Origin of the sequence: Rhodococcus sp. DMU1 (assembly GCF_012272955.1) — a bacterium.
In the GTDB taxonomy this organism is placed as follows: Bacteria; Actinomycetota; Actinomycetes; order Mycobacteriales; family Mycobacteriaceae; genus Rhodococcus; species Rhodococcus aetherivorans.
The window spans coordinates 2,658,541-2,677,159 of record NZ_CP050952.1 but is presented as its reverse complement, the minus strand read 5'-3'; the positions used below and the strand labels follow the sequence as shown (position 1 = coordinate 2,677,159).

At 71.9% G+C, this 18,619-nt stretch carries 19 protein-coding genes; 9 read left to right on the top strand and 10 right to left on the bottom strand.

What is annotated here, in order from left to right; translation table 11 throughout:
- The first annotated feature begins 18 nt into the window (after positions 1-18).
- Genes HFP48_RS12575 through HFP48_RS12560 form a run of 4 tightly spaced genes read left to right on the top strand, consistent with a single transcriptional unit; the run spans position 19 to position 4,156 of the window.
- Positions 19-786: a DeoR/GlpR family DNA-binding transcription regulator gene (locus HFP48_RS12575; protein ID WP_006935066.1), complete on the top strand. Its 768-nt coding sequence runs from the start codon at positions 19-21 to the stop codon at positions 784-786.
- Positions 783-1,805 carry a 1-phosphofructokinase family hexose kinase gene (locus HFP48_RS12570; protein ID WP_168579568.1) on the top strand — a complete coding sequence of 341 codons (1,023 nt, stop codon included), beginning with the start codon at positions 783-785 and terminating at the stop codon, positions 1,803-1,805. Before HFP48_RS12575 ends, HFP48_RS12570 begins: the two co-directional genes overlap by 4 nt.
- A gap of 9 nt (positions 1,806-1,814) precedes the next feature.
- Positions 1,815-3,860, top strand: a complete 2,046-nt coding sequence (locus HFP48_RS12565) for a fructose-specific PTS transporter subunit EIIC (RefSeq protein WP_168579567.1) — start codon at positions 1,815-1,817, stop codon at positions 3,858-3,860.
- Between the two features lie 38 nt (positions 3,861-3,898).
- Positions 3,899-4,156: an HPr family phosphocarrier protein gene (locus HFP48_RS12560; protein WP_006935073.1), complete on the top strand. Its 258-nt coding sequence runs from the start codon at positions 3,899-3,901 to the stop codon at positions 4,154-4,156.
- 2 nt (positions 4,157-4,158) lie between these two features.
- Here HFP48_RS12560 and HFP48_RS12555 read toward each other — a convergent pair whose 3' ends face one another.
- From HFP48_RS12555 to HFP48_RS12535, 5 genes are all read right to left on the bottom strand, one after another.
- Positions 4,159-5,190, bottom strand: a complete 1,032-nt coding sequence (locus tag HFP48_RS12555; protein WP_029543362.1) for a hypothetical protein — start codon at positions 5,188-5,190, stop codon at positions 4,159-4,161.
- Positions 5,190-6,638, bottom strand: coding sequence for a GTPase HflX (gene hflX, locus HFP48_RS12550; protein WP_006935077.1), 1,449 nt, complete (start codon positions 6,636-6,638; stop codon positions 5,190-5,192). The genes HFP48_RS12555 and hflX overlap by 1 nt, the downstream gene beginning before the upstream one ends.
- A 102-nt stretch (positions 6,639-6,740) precedes the next feature.
- Positions 6,741-7,607, bottom strand: a complete 867-nt coding sequence (dapF, locus tag HFP48_RS12545; protein ID WP_029543356.1) for a diaminopimelate epimerase — start codon at positions 7,605-7,607, stop codon at positions 6,741-6,743.
- A gap of 10 nt (positions 7,608-7,617) precedes the next feature.
- On the bottom strand, positions 7,618-8,553 hold the full coding sequence (miaA, locus tag HFP48_RS12540) for a tRNA (adenosine(37)-N6)-dimethylallyltransferase MiaA (protein ID WP_029543354.1): 936 nt from the start codon (positions 8,551-8,553) through the stop codon (positions 7,618-7,620).
- On the bottom strand, positions 8,541-9,257 hold the full coding sequence (locus HFP48_RS12535; protein ID WP_029543353.1) for a hypothetical protein: 717 nt from the start codon (positions 9,255-9,257) through the stop codon (positions 8,541-8,543). The genes miaA and HFP48_RS12535 overlap by 13 nt, the downstream gene beginning before the upstream one ends.
- A 151-nt stretch (positions 9,258-9,408) precedes the next feature.
- Between HFP48_RS12535 and HFP48_RS12530 the strand changes: the two genes are divergently transcribed.
- Positions 9,409-10,767 (top strand): DUF349 domain-containing protein, encoded by a 1,359-nt coding sequence (locus HFP48_RS12530; protein WP_072635137.1) that lies wholly within the window; start codon positions 9,409-9,411, stop codon positions 10,765-10,767.
- Between the two features lie 74 nt (positions 10,768-10,841).
- On the opposite strand, the gene HFP48_RS12525 is transcribed toward HFP48_RS12530, so the two are convergent.
- Complete coding sequence (locus HFP48_RS12525; protein WP_006948249.1) at positions 10,842-11,450, bottom strand: hypothetical protein; 609 nt, start codon at positions 11,448-11,450, stop codon at positions 10,842-10,844.
- Positions 11,447-12,997 (bottom strand): tRNA (N6-isopentenyl adenosine(37)-C2)-methylthiotransferase MiaB, encoded by a 1,551-nt coding sequence (miaB, locus tag HFP48_RS12520; RefSeq protein ID WP_006948250.1) that lies wholly within the window; start codon positions 12,995-12,997, stop codon positions 11,447-11,449. The genes HFP48_RS12525 and miaB overlap by 4 nt, the downstream gene beginning before the upstream one ends.
- A gap of 260 nt (positions 12,998-13,257) precedes the next feature.
- Between miaB and HFP48_RS12515 the strand changes: the two genes are divergently transcribed.
- The 4 genes from HFP48_RS12515 to HFP48_RS12500 all read left to right on the top strand — a co-directional run bounded on the left by HFP48_RS12515 (position 13,258) and on the right by HFP48_RS12500 (position 16,568).
- Positions 13,258-13,986 (top strand): amino acid ABC transporter ATP-binding protein, encoded by a 729-nt coding sequence (locus tag HFP48_RS12515; RefSeq protein ID WP_083662503.1) that lies wholly within the window; start codon positions 13,258-13,260, stop codon positions 13,984-13,986.
- Positions 13,987-14,045: 59 nt separating this feature from the next.
- Entirely contained in the window at positions 14,046-14,879 is an 834-nt protein-coding gene (locus HFP48_RS12510; RefSeq protein WP_006948252.1) for a glutamate ABC transporter substrate-binding protein, read from the top strand.
- Positions 14,880-14,961: 82 nt separating this feature from the next.
- Positions 14,962-15,642: an amino acid ABC transporter permease gene (locus tag HFP48_RS12505; RefSeq protein WP_006948253.1), complete on the top strand. Its 681-nt coding sequence runs from the start codon at positions 14,962-14,964 to the stop codon at positions 15,640-15,642.
- The gene (locus HFP48_RS12500; RefSeq protein WP_006948256.1) at positions 15,639-16,568 is read left to right on the top strand and encodes an amino acid ABC transporter permease; all 930 of its coding nucleotides are present in this window, start codon (positions 15,639-15,641) and stop codon (positions 16,566-16,568) included. The genes HFP48_RS12505 and HFP48_RS12500 overlap by 4 nt, the downstream gene beginning before the upstream one ends.
- Positions 16,569-16,572: 4 nt before the next feature.
- On the opposite strand, the gene HFP48_RS12495 is transcribed toward HFP48_RS12500, so the two are convergent.
- The 3 genes from HFP48_RS12495 to HFP48_RS12485 form a co-directional block, all read right to left on the bottom strand.
- The gene (locus HFP48_RS12495) at positions 16,573-17,151 is read right to left on the bottom strand and encodes a regulatory protein RecX (protein WP_168579566.1); all 579 of its coding nucleotides are present in this window, start codon (positions 17,149-17,151) and stop codon (positions 16,573-16,575) included.
- 8 nt (positions 17,152-17,159) lie between these two features.
- Positions 17,160-18,200 (bottom strand): recombinase RecA, encoded by a 1,041-nt coding sequence (recA, locus tag HFP48_RS12490; protein WP_006948259.1) that lies wholly within the window; start codon positions 18,198-18,200, stop codon positions 17,160-17,162.
- A 185-nt stretch (positions 18,201-18,385) separates the two neighbouring features.
- The gene (locus HFP48_RS12485; RefSeq protein ID WP_029543347.1) at positions 18,386-18,580 is read right to left on the bottom strand and encodes a DUF3046 domain-containing protein; all 195 of its coding nucleotides are present in this window, start codon (positions 18,578-18,580) and stop codon (positions 18,386-18,388) included.
- Positions 18,581-18,619 lie beyond the last annotated feature (39 nt).

Sequence of the window (18,619 nt, the reverse complement as noted above, 5' to 3'; positions counted from 1 at the left end):
GGCGGTGAGGAGCCCGGCGTGTACGCAGAGGAACGGCAGCAGGCGATCGCCGAGCTGATCGGCCGACGGGGACGGATGTCCGTCGCCGATCTGGCCACCCGTTTCCGCGTCACCACCGAGACCGTCCGCCGGGACCTCGCCCTGCTCGAGCGGCTCGGCCATGTGCGCCGGGTGCACGGCGGCGCGATCCCCACCGCAGCGCTCACGGTGACCGAGCCCGCGCTGAGCGAGCGCGAGCACACCCACGCCGCACAGAAGGACCGGATCGCCGCGGCGGCGGCCCGGTACCTTCCCCCCGCCGGCGGCAGTGTGGTGTTCGACGCCGGCACCACCACCGGCCGGCTGGTGGCGGCGCTGCCCGCCGACGTGGACCTCGAGGTGGTCACCAACTCGGTTCCGATCGCCGCGCGGCTCGCCGGCCTCGGATCGGTGCGCCTGCACATGCTCGGCGGCCGGGTCCGCGGGATCACGCAGGCCAGCGTGGGCGAGGACGCGCTGCGATTCCTCCGGGCTCTGCACGTCGACGTCGCCTTCATCGGCACCAACGCGCTCAGCGTCGGCCACGGCCTGTCCACTCCCGACCCGGACGAGGCCGCCGTCAAGCGCGCGATGGTCCGATGCGCCGACCGGGTGGTCGTCCTCGCCGACTCCTCCAAGATCGGCCGACAGCACCTGATCAGCTTCGCCCCCGTCGACGCCGTGGACGTGCTCGTCACGGACACCGAGATCGACGACACCGACTGCAAAGAGCTCACCGACAACGGAATCGAGGTGGTGACGGCATGATCGTCACGCTGACCGCCAACCCCAGCCTGGACCGGACGGTCGCACTGACGGGCCCGCTCGTCCGCGGCGCCGTGCACCGCGCCGCCGCCACCCGCGTGGACCCGGGCGGCAAGGGCGTCAACGTCGCCCGCGTGCTCCGCGCGGCCGGCCGGCCGGTCCTGGCCGTCCTGCCGGGAAACACCGGCGACCCGTTGCTCACCGCGCTCGACGACCACGGCATCGGCTACCGCGCCGTTCCGACCGGGGGCTTCGCGCGCAGCAACATCACCGTCGCCGAGCCCGACGGCACCACCACCAAGCTCAACGAGCCCGGCCCGGCGTACACCGAAGGGACACTCGATGCGCTGCGCCGGACCGTCGTCGATGCCGCCGCCGACGCTCGCTGGGTGGTGATGTCCGGATCGCTGCCGCCCGGCGTGCCCGCCGACTGGTACGCCGACCTCGTCCGCTCCGTCCGCGCGGCCGCCGTCGACGGGTCCGTCGCGTGCCGCATCGCGGTGGACACCTCCGAGTCTCCCCTGCTGTCGCTCGCGGCCCGGTTCCCCGACGCCGCCCCCGACCTGCTCAAACCGAACTCGGACGAGCTCGCCCAGCTCACCGGCGCGGACGCCGCCGCCCTGGAATCCGCGGCGGCGGCCGGCGACACCGGACCCGTCGTCGCCGCCGGGCGCCGGCTCGTCGAGCGCGGCGTCGGGGCGGTGCTGGCCACGCTCGGCGCGGCCGGCGCGGTGCTGATCACCGCCGAGGGTGCCTGGCACGCGGTGCCCGGACCCGTGACCGCGCGCAGCACTGTCGGCGCCGGCGACTCCTCCCTCGCCGGCTATCTCGTCGCGGAGCTGGCCGGGCTCGGTCCCGCCGAGCGCCTCCGCCACGCCGTCGCGTACGGCTCGGCGGCCGTAGCCCTGCCCGGCACCACGCTTCCCGGACCCGACGACGTCGACACCGGCGCCGTCGAGGTCGCTCCGCTCCACCCCGTTCCCCTGGACACCCCGTCCCCAGCCCTCCCTCACCACCAGTAAGGACACGCCATGCCAGACATCGCTTCCGGCGCCACCTCCGGGCCCGCGATCATCGACGACGGCCTGATCGCGCTCGACGCAGACCTCGGCGCCGACAAGGAGTCGGTCATCGCCGCGCTGGCCTCGCGGCTGGCCGCCGCCGGCCGCGCCACCGACGCGGCGGCACTGACGGCCGCCGCCCTGGACCGGGAGGCCAAGTCGGCCACCGGCCTGCCCGGTGGGATCGCCATCCCGCACTGCCGCGCCGACGCCGTCGCCACCGCGTCGCTCGGCTTCGCGCGACTGTCCCCCAAGGTGGACTTCGGCGCCCCCGACGGACCCGCCGACCTCGTGTTCCTCATCGCAGCCCCGGAGGGGGCCGGAGCCGAGCACATGAAGCTGCTCTCGTCGCTCGCCCGGGCACTCGTGCGGCCGGACTTCGTCGGGTCACTGCGCGACGCGCCCACACCCGCGGACGTGATCGCGCTGGTCGAGGGGGTTCTGCCGAAACCGGCCCCGGCCACCACCGCGGCCCCGGCCGCCGAGTCCGCGCCGGCCACCCCGGCGCCCGAACCCACCCCGGCCGCCGAGCGCACCATCGTCGCTGTCACCGCCTGCCCGACGGGAATCGCCCACACCTACATGGCCGCCGATGCCCTCAAGGCCGCGGGCGAACGCGCCGGGGTCACGGTGCGGGTCGAGACCCAGGGTTCGAGCGGCAGCACCCCCCTGCCGGCGTCCGTGATCGCCGGCGCCGACGCCGTCATCTTCGCCACCGACGTCGGCGTGAAGAACCGCGAACGGTTCGCTGGCAAACCGGTGGTCGCCTCGGGCGTCAAACGGGCGATCAACGAGCCCGACGTGATGGTCGCCGAGGCGATGCGCGCGGCGAAGGACCCGTCCGCGGGCACCGTCGACGCCGCCGCCGTGGCTGCGGCCGCCGACGAACCCTCGGCGGGGGAGGTCGGCTGGGGCACCCGGCTGCGTCAGATCCTGCTGACCGGCGTGAGCTACATGATCCCGTTCGTCGCCGCGGGCGGCCTGCTCATCGCCCTCGGATTCCTGCTCGGCGGGTACGAGATCACCGAGCCCGCCGCCGACATCGTGGTCGGCAACTCGCTGACCGACCTCCCGGACGGCGGCCTGACCACCTATCTCGGCGCGGTTCTGTTCCAGCTCGGCTCGCTGGCGTTCTCATTCCTGGTGCCCGCCCTGGCGGGCTTCATCGCCTTCGCGATCGCGGACCGGCCCGGCCTGGCGCCCGGCTTCACCGCCGGCGCGGTGGCCGTGTTCGTCGGGGCCGGCTTCATCGGTGGCCTCGTCGGCGGCCTCATCGCAGGCTTCGCAGCGCTGTGGGTGGGTCGCATCCCGGTCCCGGTGTGGGCCCGCGGGCTGATGCCGGTGGTGATCATCCCGCTGTTCGCCACCCTCATCGTCGGCGCCCTCATGTTCCTCGTCCTCGGCAAGCCCCTCGCCGCGATCACCACGGGCCTGACGAACTGGCTCAACGGCCTGTCCGGGAGTTCGGTCGTCATCCTCGGCGTGATCCTCGGCCTGATGATGTGCTTCGACCTCGGCGGCCCGGTCAACAAGGCCGCCTACGCCTTCGCCGTCGCCGGGCTCGACGTCTCGAACAACGCCTCGCTGCAGATCATGGCGGCCGTGATGGCCGCCGGCATGGTGCCGCCGCTGGCGATGGCACTGTCGTCGACGCTGCGGCCGGGCATCTACAGCACCGCCGAACGCGAGAACGGCAAGGCCGCATGGCTGCTCGGTGCCTCGTTCATCTCCGAGGGAGCGATCCCGTTCGCGGCGGCGGACCCGCTTCGGGTGATCCCGTCGATGATGGCCGGCGGCGCCGTCACCGGCGCGATCGTGATGGCCACCGGGACGACCCTCAGCGCCCCGCACGGCGGCATCTTCGTGTTCTTCGCCATCGGCAACCTGCTGTGGTTCCTGGTCGCCCTCGCCGCCGGCACCGTCGTGGGTGCGCTGTGCGTGACCCTCGCCAAGGAGGTGCACCGGCCCGCCCACCTGCGCAGCAGCGACACCGCGGCCCAGCCCGCCGTCGCCTGATCGGATCCGACGACCGTCCCTACCCCGAAGGAGTTCCCATGCCCAGCACCACCGTCACCGTCGGCTCGTCCATCGGCCTGCATGCCCGGCCGGCCGGCATCATCGCCGAAGCCGTGGTCGCCTCCGGAGTCCCGGTGACCCTGGCCGTGGACGGCGGCGAACCCGTCGACGCGGGCTCGGCGCTGCTCATCATGACGCTCGGCGCCACCCAGGGCACCGAGGTCACCGTGACCAGCGACGACACCGACGTGCTCGCCCGGGTCGCCGAGCTGGTGGCCGCCGACCTCGACGCCTGACGTCAGCCCCGGCGGCGGCGCGCGGCCCGTCGCCACAGCCCGCCTGCGGCGGCTGCGATCACCACGATGCCCGCGGCGATCGCCGCGGGCATCGCCCCGTCCGGGGTCTGCGCCGGCTCCTCCGCAGGCGTGGGCCGGAACAGGCCCACCACGTCGCGCCACACCCGCACTCCCGGCAGGGCGCCGTCGGCGGATTCGGAAGCGGTCAGCAGGTCCCCGCTCGCGGTGAAGGCCACCGCCTCGCCCTGGGGTTCGTGGGGCACCGGCACCCGCAGGGCCGGGCCCGCCGCGAGCGCCGCCGCGACGTCGCCGTCGGGGGCGTGGAAGAGGTAGACATCGGTGTACGTGCGCACTGCGGCGACGGTGCCGTCGGCGCTGACCGCGCCACCGGTGACCAGCGCGGAGGAGGCCCCGCCGACGGGTCCGCCGGGGGTGTCCGTGGGGCCGAGGGTCAGGGATCCGACGCGTTCGAGCGGGACCGGCCCCGGGTCGGGCAGGTCGTCCACGCTCCGCCCGCCCGCCGGCCGGTAGATCCCGGCACTGCCGAACAGCGGCTTGGAGACGATCAGCGGCACCCCGTCGCGCGGGACGAGCAGCGTCTCCGCGTCGCGTGGGCCGTCGGGATAGGTGAGCCGGTGCAGGCTGCCCGCGCCGGTCTGCGGGTCGACCGAGATCAGCGCGACGGTGTCGCGCGCGGCGCGATTGTCGCCGACGTCGCCGAGCCACAGCCGGCCGTCCGGACCGGCGGCGAGGTCCTCCACGTCGTACGGGTCGACGGGCGGCGGGATGCGGCGCACCACCGCGCAGTCGGCCCCGAGCTCGAACACCGCCTCGTCGGCCCCGGCGTCCGGCACCGCGAACACGCGATCACCGGAGGCGACGAGGCCCGACAGCTCCGCGAGGGCGGGATCGGTGGGGGTGCACAGCACGCCACCGTCGACCTCGGCGATCGGGACCGTGGAGGTCTGCGCCGCGGCGGCCGGCGCCGACACGACGGCCGCCGAGGCCACCAGGCCGACGAGGGCCCCGCGCACTAGGCGGCGTACTCGACCAGGGCCGACGCGAGCGCCTGCGGCACGCGGGCATGCACGCGCGTACCGTCCACCTCGTGCGCGGAGTTCAGGACCTGCCCGTCCGAGTGGATCCGCGCGAGCAGGTCGCCCCGCGTGTACGGCAGCAGCACCTTCACCTCGACGTCCGGGTGCTCGAGCAGCGCGGCGAGGTGCTCGCGCAGTTCGTCGAGTCCCTCGCCGCTGCGCGCCGAGACGAACACCGCGTCGGGCAGCAGGGCGCGCAGCTCGGTGAGGGTCAGCGGGTCGGCGGCGTCGACCTTGTTCACCACGATCAGCTCGGGCGGCGGCGGAGCGTCGGACTCGCGCAGCACGTCGGTGATCACCTCGCGCACGGCCTTGATCTGGTCCGTCGGCAACGGATCGGACCCGTCCACCACGTGCAGCAGCAGGTCCGCGTCCGTGACCTCCTCGAGGGTGGAGCGGAACGCCTCGACGAGCTGGGTCGGCAGGTGCCGCACGAAGCCGACGGTGTCGGTGAGCACGTACTCCCGTCCGTCCGGCAGTTCGGCCCGGCGGGTGGTCGGGTCGAGCGTCGCGAACAACGCGTTCTGCACCAGCACACCGGAACCGGTGAGCTTGTTGAGCAGGCTGGACTTGCCGGCGTTGGTGTAGCCGACGATGGCGACCGACGGGATGCGGTTGCGCATGCGCCGGGTGCGCTTGGTGTCGCGAACGGACTTCATCGCCTTGATCTCGCGGCGCAGCTTGGCCATCCGTTCGCGGATGCGGCGACGGTCCGTCTCGATCTTCGTCTCGCCGGGACCGCGCAGGCCCACGCCGCCGTTGCTGCCGGCACGGCCGCCGGCCTGCCGCGACATCGACTCGCCCCAGCCGCGCAGTCGCGGCAGCATGTACTCCATCTGCGCGAGCGATACCTGCGCCTTGCCTTCACGGGAGGTGGCGTGCTGGGCGAAGATGTCGAGGATCAGTGCGGTGCGGTCGATGACCTTGACCTTGACGATCTTCTCCAGGGCGGTCAGCTGCGCAGGGGTGAGCTCGCCGTCGCAGATGACGGTGTCGGCACCGGTGGCCAGCACCACCTGGCGCAGTTCCTCGGCCTTGCCGGAGCCGATGTAGGTCGCGGCGTCGGGACGGTCCCGGCGCTGGATCAGGCCCTCGAGTACCTCGGAGCCCGCGGTCTCGGCCAGTGCGGCGAGCTCGGCGAGGCTGGCCTCGGCCTGGGCCGCGGTGCCGCCGGTCCACACCCCGACCAGCACGACCCGCTCGAGGCGGAGCTGCCGGTATTCGACCTCGGTGATGTCCTCGAGTTCGGTGGACAGCCCGGCGACGCGGCGCAGGGCGCTGCGGTCCTCGAGCTGCATCTCGCCGACCGACGGGTCGGCGGGGGCCCAGCCCGCGACGCGGTCCGCGTCGTCGGTGGCCGATTCGTTTCGTCGTGTGTTCGTCATACACGACCATCGTCCCACGTCGGACGCGCCGACGCATGCGACTTTCCGGGTGTCCGCGCAGGGCGAAACCCGCGCGGCGCACCGGCGCCGCCGGGCCGGGAGTCAGTCCAGGCCGCCCCACCAGTCGTCGCCGATCGTGCCCGACGCCACCAGCACCGACGGGCCGCGCAACGCGGCCCGGCCGTCCTCGAGGCGCACCTGCACGGTCCCGCCGGGGACGTGCACCTGGACCGTACCGGAGCCGGACCCGTCGAAACGCAACGCCGCGGCGGCGGCCGCGACCGTGCCGGTGCCGCAGGACCGGGTCTCCCCCACGCCCCGCTCGTACACCCGCATGTCCACCGCGCCCGCGGAGATGGGCGTGAGGAACTCGATGTTGACCCCCTGCGGGAAGAAGCCGGGGTCGAAACCCGGACCGGAAAGGTCGAGGGCGGCCAGGGTCGCCGCGGTCAGGTGCGGATCGACACAGGCCAGGTGCGGGTTGCCGACGTCGATGCCCAGCCCGCGGTACACCCGGCCCTCGATGGTGGCCGTCGACTCCCCCAGCTCCCGCACCACACCCATGTCGACGGTGACCTCGCCGTGGGTGGCGTCGGCGCTGTGCACCTGCACCGGCTTGCCGCCGGCGCGGCTGCCGACGACGAACTCGCCGCGCGACTCGAGCCCGCTGGCGGTGACGAAGTGCGCGAACACCCGCACCCCGTTGCCGCACATCTCAGCGATCGAGCCGTCGGCGTTGCGGTAGTCCATGAACCAGTCGTCGGCGTCCGTCCCCTCGGGCAGTGCCGGCAGAACCCCGGCGTCGACCAGCGCCCCGGCGCGCGCGACGCGCAGGACCCCGTCCGCCCCGAGGCCGCGACGGCGGTCGCACAGCGCCGCCACCCGCTTCGGCTCGAGGGAGATCCGCACGTCGGGATCCGGGAGGATCACGAAGTCGTTCTCGGTGCCGTGGCCCTTGCTGAAGTCCATGCCCGTCACCTTAACGACGGTTCGCATCGGCGAGAACCCGCAGCGCCGTGTCCCGCAGCGCCGGATCGGCACCGTCGAGCCAGTGCACCCGCGGATCCCGGCGGAACCACGAGCGTTGCCGGCGCACGTAGCGCCGCGTCCCGATGAAGGTGCGCTCGCGGGCGTGGGCGAGGTCGCACTCACCGGCCAGGTACTCGAGCACCTGCGCGTACCCGATCGCCCGACGGGCCGTCACCCCCTCGTGCAGCCCCTGTTCGCACAGCGCCGCCACCTCGTCGACCAGTCCGCGCTCGAACATCAGGTCCGTGCGCCGAGCGATCCGGTCGTCGAGGGCCACGGTGTCCCGGTCCACCCCCAGCACGACGGTCCCCCATCTGGGATCGCCGATCTGCGGCTGCGACGCCGCGAACGGCGCCCCGGTGAGCTCGACCACTTCGAGGGCGCGGACCATGCGGCGGCCGTCGGTGGGGAGGATGGTCGCCGCGGCGACCGGGTCGGCCCGCTGCAGCGCCGCGTGCACCGCGGCCACCCCCTCGTCGGCGAGCAGCGCCTCCCACTTGGCCCGTACCTGCGGATCCGTCGCGGGGAACTGCCACTCGTCGAGGAGGGCCTGCACGTACATCATCGAGCCGCCGACGATGATCGGCACGGCGCCGCGGTCCCGGATCGCCTCGACGTCGGCGGTCGCGGCCTGCTGGTAGCGGGCGACCGTGGCGGTCTCGGTGACATCGAGGACGTCGAGCTGATGGTGGGTGATGCCGCGCCGCTCGTCGACGGGCAGCTTGGCGGTGCCGATGTCCATGCCGCGGTACTGCTGCATCGCATCGATGTTGACGATCTCCCCGCCGAGCTCCTCGGCGAGATCGAGACCCAGATCGGACTTGCCGGTGGCCGTCGGGCCGACGACGGCCACCGGAGGGAGGGGCTCACGGGTCACGGTCGCCACATCCCGACGTGGTATCCCACGCCGTACGGCGCGCTGCTGTGGGTCGTGGCGGCCGCCGCCGGTCCGTCGGAGCCGAACACCGCGGCCAGCACCTGCCATGCGGCGCGGCCGTCGAGGACCAGTTCGGTGCAGAGCGCCGGGTCGAGCGCGGCGAGCGCGGCGGCGTCGCCGACCGCGAGGGCGGCGCCGAGCGCCTCGTCCACCTCCTGCGCCCCGGGGTGGTAGGCCCCGGGTGCCTTCGCGGTGAGCGTGGCCGGGCCGTCCGCGACCACGAGCAGGGCCGTCGGGGTGCGGTCCGCGTCCAGGGCGCCGCGCAGCCGCCGCCCGAAGCGGGCGCAGTCCTGCGGGGTCGTGTCGGCCGGCACGACGTGCGTGGTGGCGCGCACGACCGGCGCCGTCCGGTCGCGCAACCAGCCCGCGATCAGGGCCGGCAGCGGCAGCTGCGGATCGGGCGTCCCCGCGGTCGCCGGCCCGAGCGATACGGCCAGGTCGACACCGAAGCCGCGGAACGTTCCGACGGCCGTGTCCGGGAGGTGCGCGGCCTCCGTGCCCGTACCGACGACGACCCACTGCGCCGCGGCGCGCAGTTCCGCCCCGACGTCGAGCACGGCGGCGCGCAGGTCGGCGGTCTCGGCGGCCGCGGAGCCGGTCAACTCGGGAACGAGCAGGGGTGGGGACGGCACGAACGCCGCGGCGATCAACACACGGGCCACCGTAGTCGACCCGACCCGCCGCCTCCCGGCCGTGCGACCTGTTTCAATAGTGGGCGGGCGTGGTCTCGGAGCGACCTCCGCGGCCCGACCACGCGAACCAGTGCGACCAGGCAGCCGTGCCGCGCGGCAGAGATGAGGACCGATGACCGACCCGAACGCAACGCAGGAATCCCGCGCTCCGAAGCCGGGCGCTCCCAAACCGGGTCGGCAGCGGCCGGCCCCCGAGTCGTCGGCACCCAAGCCGCACCCGGCCGCCCATCCCCATCCGCAGCCCACGGTCCCGGCCAGCGATCCGAGCCGGTGGGGCCGCGTCGACGAGGACGGCACGGCGTGGGTGAAGACCGCCGAGGGCGAGCGGTGCATCGGGTCCTGGCAGGCGGGCGACGCCGCCGAGGGGCTTGCCCACTTCGGCCGCCGGTACGACGACCTCGCGACCGAGGTGGCGATCCTCGAGTCGCGGCTGAGCTCGGGCACCGGGGACGCGAAGAAGACCCGGGCGGCGGCCCAGGCGCTCGCGGAGTCCTTGCCCACCGCCGCCGTGATCGGTGACCTCGACACCCTCGCCGAGCGGCTCGCGGCGATCGTCGCGGACTCGGAGAAGGCGGCGGTCGCCGCGAAACAGGAGAAGGAGCACCAGCGGGCGGCGGCCACCGCCCGCAAGGAGGCCCTCGCGGCCGAGGCCGAGCAGATCGGCGCCGAGTCGACCCAGTGGAAGGCTGCCGGCGACCGGTTGCGGGAGATCCTCGAGGAGTGGAAGACGATCCGCGGCGTGGACCGTAAGGTCGACGACGCCCTGTGGCGGCGCTATTCGAAGGCCCGCGAGGCGTTCAACCGCCGGCGCGGCGCGCACTTCGCCGAACTGGACCGCGAGCGCGCCGCCGCCCGGGCCCGCAAGGAGGATCTCGTGGCGCAGGCCGAGGAACTGCAGGACTCGACCGACTGGGGTGCGACGGCGGCCGCGTTCCGGGAACTTCTCGCCGAGTGGAAGGCGGCCGGTCGGGCGCCGCGCGAGGCCGACGATCAGCTGTGGAAGCGGTTCAAGGGCGCCCAGGACGTGTTCTTCGCCGCCCGCAACGCGGCCGCCTCGGAGCGGGACGCGGAGTTCGAGGAGAACGCGCAGGCGAAGGAGGCGCTGCTGCAGTCGGCGGCGTCGATCGATCCGGCGGCGGACATCGACGCCGCCCGGGCCCGGCTGCGCGAGCTGCAGGACAGGTGGGAGGAGATCGGCAAGGTCCCGCGGGAGCGGATGCACGACCTCGAGAGCCGTCTGCGGGCGATCGAGAAGCGGGTCCGCGAGGCTGCCGAGTCCGAATGGCGGCGCACCGACCCGGAGGCGCTCGCCCGTGCCGCCCAGTTCCGGGAGCGCGTGCGCCAGTTCGAGGAGCAGGCCGCCAAGGCCACCGCCGCGGGCCGCCCGAAGGACGCCGAGAGTGCGCTCGCGCAGGCGCAGCAGTGGCGGGAATGGGCCGACGCCGCGGAAGGAGCCGTCGGGGAGCGCTGAGCGCCCCTCCGGACACGACGGTGCCCCCGGCTCGTTCGAGCCGGGGGCACCGTCGTTCGTCCGGTCCCGGGCGGTCAGTCGTCGAGCAGGCCCTTGTTCTCCTGCTGGGCGGCCGCGTTGCGGAGTTCCTCCTCGGCGGCGAGCTGAAGCGCGGTGCGCGTCCACACCACCTTCGCCCAGTGGAAGGTGAGCACCATGACGGTGATCCAGCCCAGGATCAGGCCGATGCCCGGTCCCGCGCCCGGGTCGCCGACCGGCAGGGTCTGCCTCGACCAGATCGAGAGCATGCCGAACACGATCGACACCGCGGAGCCGGCCAGCGCCAGCCACGCCAGCACCCACCGGCGGGTGACGAGCGCCAGGATGGAGAAGATCGCGCCGAACACCAGAGCGAGCCACACGAAGATGCGGGAGGGCAGCGCGATGGACTCGGCGGTCGCGTCGGGGGCGAAGGACAGCACCTCCCACCCGTTGGCCGCCCCGGCATGGGGCAGGCTGAACGAGCCGAGCAGCACGAGCACCGCGACCGCGACGACGAGCGCGCGGGCGCCGGGGTCGATCTCGCCGGCGATCTTGCGTTCGGCTGCCTCGAGGTCGGCGCGGACTTCGTCCATCGGATCCCTTCCGTCGTCCCCGGCGTCGTCGCCGGGCGTCCTGCCCTCGTCGGGGCCGCTCGCGGTCATGCGTCACATCCCGTCTGTGCCGGAAGTGGCTCGGGCACACCGATCTGCGGGAGACCGAGCCCCACCCCGATGGGGGGCGTCTTGGGGGTGCGGCCCTGCTCGAACCGGTCGCCGGCGCGGGTGCGCCGATGAGTCAGGATCGGGGTGTCCGCGACCAGATGGTGCGGGGCGGCCTCGCTGATCACGATCGTGACGACGTCGCCCGGGCGAACCGCACGGTCGATGTTGCCCTCGGGCCGGAAGTGCACGAGCCGGCCGTCACGGGCGCGGCCGCTCATCCGGGCGGTCTCGGAGTCCTTGCGGCCCTCCCCCGCGGCGACGAGCAACTCGACCTCCCTGCCGACGAGCGCGAGGTTCTCCTCGAGGGTGATCCGCTCCTGCAGCGCGATGAGCCGTTCGTACCGTTCCTGCACCACCGCCTTGGGCAGCTGGCCGTCCATCTCCGCGGCCGGCGTGCCGGGTCGCCTGGAGTACTGGAAGGTGAAGGCGCTGGTGAACCGGGCCTTCTCGACGACGTCGAGGGTCTCCTGGAAGTCCTCCTCGGTCTCGCCGGGGAACCCGACGATGATATCGGTGGTGATCGCCGCGTGCGGCATGGCCGCGCGCACCTTCTCGATGATCCCGAGGAACCGCTCCTTGCGGTACGAGCGGCGCATCGCGCGCAGGACGCGGTCCGAGCCGGACTGCAGCGGCATATGCAGCTGCGGGCACACGTTCGGGGTCTGCGCCATCGCCTCGATGACGTCGTCGGTGAACTCCGCGGGGTGCGGGGAGGTGAAGCGGACCCGTTCGAGACCCTCGATACCGCCGCAGGCGCGCAGCAGCGCGGCGAACGCGCCGCGGTCGCGGGGCTGCTCCGGATCGGCGAAGGAGCGGCCGTAGGAGTTGACGTTCTGCCCGAGCAGGGTCACCTCGAGGACGCCCTCGTCGACGAGCGCGCGGACCTCGGCGAGGATGTCACCGGGCCGGCGGTCCACCTCCTTGCCACGCAGCGACGGCACGATGCAGAAGGTGCAGGTGTTGTTGCAGCCCACGGAGATCGACACCCAGCCGGCGTAGCTGGACTCGCGCCGGGCGGGCAGGGTCGAGGGGAACGCCTCGAGCGATTCGAGGATCTCGACCTCGGCGCGGCGGTTGTGCCGGGCACGATCGAGCAGCGCCGGCAGGTTGCCGATGTTGTGCGTCCCGAACACGACGTCGACCCACGGCGCCTTCTTCACGACGACCTCGCGGTCCTTCTGGGCAAGGCACCCACCGACGGCGATCTGCATGTTCGGGTTGGCGTCCTTGACGGGCCGCAGATGGCTCAGGTTGCCGTAGAGCTTGTTGTCGGCATTCTCCCGCACCGCGCAGGTGTTGAAGACCACGAGATCGGCGGGCGCACCCGGCCCTGCCTTGGTGAACCCGGAGTCCTCGAGCAGCCCGGACAGGCGCTCCGAGTCGTGCACGTTCATCTGGCAGCCATAGGTGCGCACCTCGTAGGTGCGGGCGCCGACCTCGGCGGTCGCGTCGAGGGCGGCCGGGGCGCTGGGGGGTTCATGGTCCATCGATGACACGTCCCAGCCTAGCTCACGGGGCCGGACCGCTCCTGAAGTGGGCCGAGAGAGACAAACTAGTCCATCGCGCGACCCGGCGGGGCGAACCGGAACCGGCCTTTCGGGGCCGACCGTAAATTTTCCATTACGCAGTCCGAACTCGGCTTGCGAAAATTGCGGCACGGCGGCGCGGGCAGCATAGGGTTCTGTCCATGACACCAGCGGCGGTCGAATTCGAGAAGCCCTCCGGCTCGGCAGGCGGCGCACCCCCGATGATCTCGATGTCGGCGGTGGAGAAGCACTTCGGAGCCCTGCACGTGCTGCAGGACATCAACCTCGAAGTATCGGCGGGTCAGGTCGTGATCGTGGTGGGGCCGTCCGGGTCCGGCAAGTCCACCCTGTGCCGGACCATCAACCGGCTCGAGCCGATCGACTCGGGCGAGATCCGGGTGGACGGCAAGCTGCTTCCCGCAGAAGGTAAGGCGCTCGCGGCGCTGCGAGCCGACGTGGGAATGGTGTTCCAGTCGTTCAACCTGTTCGCGCACAAGACCATCCTCGAGAACGTCATGCTCGCCCCGGTAAAGGTCCGTCGCAAGGGCAGGACCGAGGCCAAGGAGCAGGCGCTGCAACTTCTCGACCGCGTCGGCATCGCCAATCAGGCGGACAAGTATCCCGCGCAGCTCTCGGGCGGCCAGCAGCAGCGCGTCGCGATCGCGCGGGCACTGGCGATGAACCCGAAGGTCATGCTGTTCGACGAGCCGACCTCGGCGCTGGACCCCGAGATGGTCCAGGAGGTGCTCGACGTCATGACGTCGCTGGCCCGGGAGGGCATGACGATGCTCGTCGTCACCCACGAGATGGGCTTCGCCCGCAAGGCCGGCAACCGCGTGCTGTTCATGGCGGACGGGCAGATCATCGAGGACACCGACCCCGACACGTTCTTCACCGCACCCAAGTCCGCCCGCGCCCAGGACTTCCTCGGCAAGATCCTCAGTCACTGATCCGGCGTCGCTGCCGCACCGGAACCGGGGCGGCATCACCCACAACACGGAGGTACTCGATGAGAATCACCCGCTCGGTTCGCCTGGGCATCGGCGCGATCGCCGTCGCCGTGCTCGCCACCGCGTGTGGCGGAGACGAGCAGCGCAGCGTGTCGCAGTCCGCCGAGAGCGGCTCCCTCGTCGTCGGCATCAAGTTCGACCAGCCCGGGCTCGGGTTGCGCAACCCCGACGGTACCTTCAGCGGGTTCGACGTCGAGGTCGCGAAGTACGTCGGGCAGCAGCTGGGAGTGGCGCCGGAGAACATCGAGTTCAAGGAAGCCCCGTCCCCGCAGCGCGAGACCCTCATCGAGAACGGTGAGGTGGACTACATCGTCGCCACCTACTCGATCACCGACACGCGCAAGGAGAAGGTCGACTTCGCCGGGCCGTACTTCGTCGCCGGCCAGTCGTTGCTCGTGCGTGCCGACAACACCGACATCACCGGACCGGAGTCGCTCAACGGCGGCAAGCGGCTGTGCTCGGTGGCCGGCTCCACCCCCGCACAGAAGGTCAAGGACACCTACGCGCAGGACGTGCAGCTGCAGGAGTTCGACACCTACTCCGCCTGCGTCGAGGCGCTGCGCAACGGTGCGGTCGACGCCGTGACCACCGACGACATCATTCTCGCCGGTTACGCGGCCCAGTACCCGGGCCAGTTGAAGGTCGTGGGCGAGCCGTTCACGGAAGAGCGCTACGGTATCGGTCTGGCCAAGGGCGACACCGAGTCCCGCAACCAGATCAACGACGCGATCGAAGAGATGATCTCGAGCGGGGCCTGGCAGGCCGCCCTCGAATCCACTGTCGGCCCGTCCGGATACCCCCTGCCGGAACCGCCGCAGGTCGACCGCTACTGACCGTCCCCGCCGTCCGGCCGGCCCGTTCGACGACTCGTCACGGGCCGGCCGGATCCCAGTCCCCGATCGGTGGAGTTGACCTGTGGATCTGTTGAGCAAGTACGGCGATCAGTTGATCGACGCCTTCTGGACCACCGTGCAGTTGACGGTGTTCTCGGCGATCGGCGCGCTGATCCTCGGAACGATCCTCGCCGGCATGCGCGTGTCCCCCGTGCCGGTGGCACGGGCGGTCGGCACCGTGTACGTGGGGATCTTCCGCAACACCCCCCTGACGCTGATCATCATCTTCTGCCTGTTCGGCCTGTCACAGACGCTGGGCATCAGCCTTGCCCCCCAGTCGTCGCCGACGTTCCTGGTGGACAACAACTTCCGGCTCGCGGTGCTGGGCCTGAGCGTCTATACCGCGGCGTTCGTCTGCGAGTCGCTGCGCTCGGGCATCAACACCGTCAACGTCGGGCAGGCCGAGGCGGGCCGCTCCCTCGGGCTGACCTTCGGCCAGAATCTGCGCCTGATCGTGCTGCCGCAGGCGTTCCGCGCGGTGATCGCACCCCTCGGCAGCGTGCTGATCGCCCTGACCAAGAATTCGACGATCGCGTCCGTCATCGGCGTCTCGGAGGCCTCCCTGCTGATGAAGACCATGATCGAGAACGAGGCGCAGATCTTCGTCATCGGCGGCATCTTCGCCCTCGGCTTCGTGATCCTGACCCTGCCCACGGGCCTGCTGTTCGGCTGGCTGAGCACGCGATTCGAGGTGTCCCGGTGAGCACCGGCCGCGCAACCGTCCTCTACGACGCCCCCGGCCCCCGGGCGCGAACGATCTACCACGTCGCCTCGGCGGCGGTGGCCGTGCTGCTCGTCGCCGTCGGCTATTTCGTCTACCGGGCTCTCGACGACAAGGGGCAGCTCACCACCGCGAAGTGGGAGCCGTTCCTGGAATCGAGCTCGTGGACCACGTATCTGATCCCCGGCATCCGGGGCACCCTCATCGCGGCCGCGGTATCCATCGTGCTCGCCCTGATCCTCGGGGCCGCGCTGGGCATCGGCCGGCTCTCCGATCACCGGCCCGTGCGCGCGGTGTGCGGCTTCATCGTCGAACTGTTCCGGGCCATCCCGGTACTGATCCTGATGATCTTCGCCTACCAGCTGTTCGCCGAATACCAGGTCTTCCGGTCGAAGTACCTGGCGCTGGCGGCGGTGGTCACCGGCCTGACCCTCTACAACGGCTCGGTGATCGCCGAGATCGTCCGCGCCGGCATCCGGTCGCTGCCCCGCGGGCAGACCGAGGCCGCCGCGGCGCTGGGCATGCGCAAGGGCCAGATCATGCGTCTGATCCTGTTGCCGCAGGCCGTCACGGCGATGTTGCCGGCGATCGTCTCGCAGATGGTGGTGGCCCTGAAGGACTCCGCGCTCGGCTATCTCATCGGGTACGTCGAAGTGGTGCGCGCCGGTCAGCAGCTCGGCGCGTTCTTCGGCAACTACCTGCCGTCGCTGCTCGTGGTGGCCGCGATCATGATCGTGCTCAACGGCGCGTTGACGGTCGTCGCGACCCGGCTCGAGCGGCGTCTGCGGACCGGACGCAAGAACCGTGCCGCGATGCCGGAGGCCGACGAGAACGCCCCCGACAACGTGCTTTCCGGCATGACCGTCCCGGGGGTGGACATCACCAGCGATCACGACAAGCGCCGGTAACCCGTCAGTCGGTGGCGACGTCGCCGGGCTCGGGATCGAGCCCGGCGAGTTCGCCGCGGACCACGTCGAAGGCCACGCCCTGCGGGTAACCACGGCGGGCGAGCATGCCGACCAGCCGTCGCACCACCTTGTCCCGTTCCGCGGCGATCTCGCGCCGATCCCCCTCCGTGGGCAGCGGGGGCTGGGTGCGCAGCTTCTTGCGCACCAGTTCGGCGGCGCGGGCGCGTTCGTCGTCGCCGTCGATCTGCTCCAGCGCCTCAGCCGCCTCGTGCTGCCCGATCCCCTTGCGGCGCAGTTCCATTGCCAGAGCACGTTTGCCCCGGCCGGCATGCCGATGACGGGAGCGCACCCACTGCTGGGCGAACTCGGCGTCGTCGACGAGGCCCACCTCGGTGAGCCGGCCGAGGGTCCGCTCGGCGACGTCCGCGGCGAAGCCCTTCTGTTCGAGTTTCGCGGCGAGTTCGGCGCGGCTGCGAGCCCGGTCGGTCAGCAGACGGAGGCACAGGTCCTTGGCCTGTGCCTCCGTTCCGCCGCCGGGCAGGTCGCCGCCGCGCCGGTCACCGCGACGGGAGTCGCTGCCCAACGCTCGACTCAGAAGTCGGCGGGCTCGTCGGCGGGCTCGGCGGTGACGTCCGCCCCGATGCCGAGCTTCTCCTTGATCTTCTTCTCGATCTCGTCCCGGACGTCGGTGTTCTCCAGCAGGAACTTGCGGGCGTTCTCCTTGCCCTGACCGAGCTGGTCGCCCTCGTAGGTGTACCAGGAGCCGGACTTGCGGATGAAGCCCTGCTCGACCCCCATGTCGATGAGCGAGCCCTCCTTGCTGATGCCGTGGCCGTAGAGGATGTCGAACTCGGCCTGCTTGAAGGGCGGCGACACCTTGTTCTTGACGACCTTGACGCGGGTGCGGTTGCCCACCGCGTCGGAGCCGTCCTTGAGGGTCTCGATACGGCGCACGTCCAGGCGCACCGAGGCGTAGAACTTCAAAGCCTTGCCGCCGGTGGTCGTTTCGGGCGAGCCGAACATCACACCGATCTTCTCGCGCAGCTGGTTGATGAAGATCGCGGTGGTGCCCGAGTTGTTGAGCGCACCGGTCATCTTGCGCAGCGCCTGGCTCATCAGGCGGGCCTGCAGGCCGACGTGGCTGTCACCCATCTCGCCCTCGATCTCGGCGCGCGGCACCAGGGCCGCCACCGAGTCGACCACGATGATGTCGAGCGCGCCGGAACGGATCAGCATGTCCGCGATCTCGAGCGCCTGCTCACCGGTATCCGGCTGCGACACGAGCAGGGCGTCGGTGTCGACACCGAGCTTGCGCGCGTACTCGGGATCGAGGGCGTGCTCGGCGTCGATGAAGGCGGCGATGCCGCCGGCGGCCTGGGCGTTGGCCACGGCGTGCAGCGCGACCGTCGTCTTACCGGAGGATTCCGGGCCGTAGATCTCGACGACCCGGCCGCGCGGGAGGCCGCCGATGCCGAGCGCGACGTCGAGCGCGATCGAGCCCGTCGGGATCACGGCGATGGGCTGGCGGGACTCCTCCCCCAGGCGCATCACCGAGCCCTTGCCGAAGCTCTTGTCGATCTGCGCGAGCGCCAGCTCGAGCGCCTTGTCGCGATCGTGTGCCTGTGGTGCCATCGTGGTCCCCTTTTCGAGTCTCGTCTTGCTTGCCGATGACGTTAGAGTCCGGCACCGACAAGTTCGCCGTCCCGACCGGCGAGCGGCCGGATCTGTGGATGAATCGGACGCCTGTGGACTACTTCTTCACCACCCGCGGACCAGCATAGGCGAACAACTGTTCGAACGGAACGGGCGCGGCGGTTTCACCGGCGCGCGGGCGGGACGTCGAACTCCTCGCACAGGGCCCGCCACACCTCACGGGGTTCCCGGCCGGCCTCGATGGCCGCGGCGGCGGTCCGCCCGCCGAGCGAGAGCAGCACGTGGTCACGTAGCAGGGCGTCGCCGCGCAGCTGCCCGAACTCGTTGCGGACACACTCGTGAAATTCCGTCAGTCGCACCTGCGCCACGGTAGTCGCTTCCCGGACCCCCGACAGCGG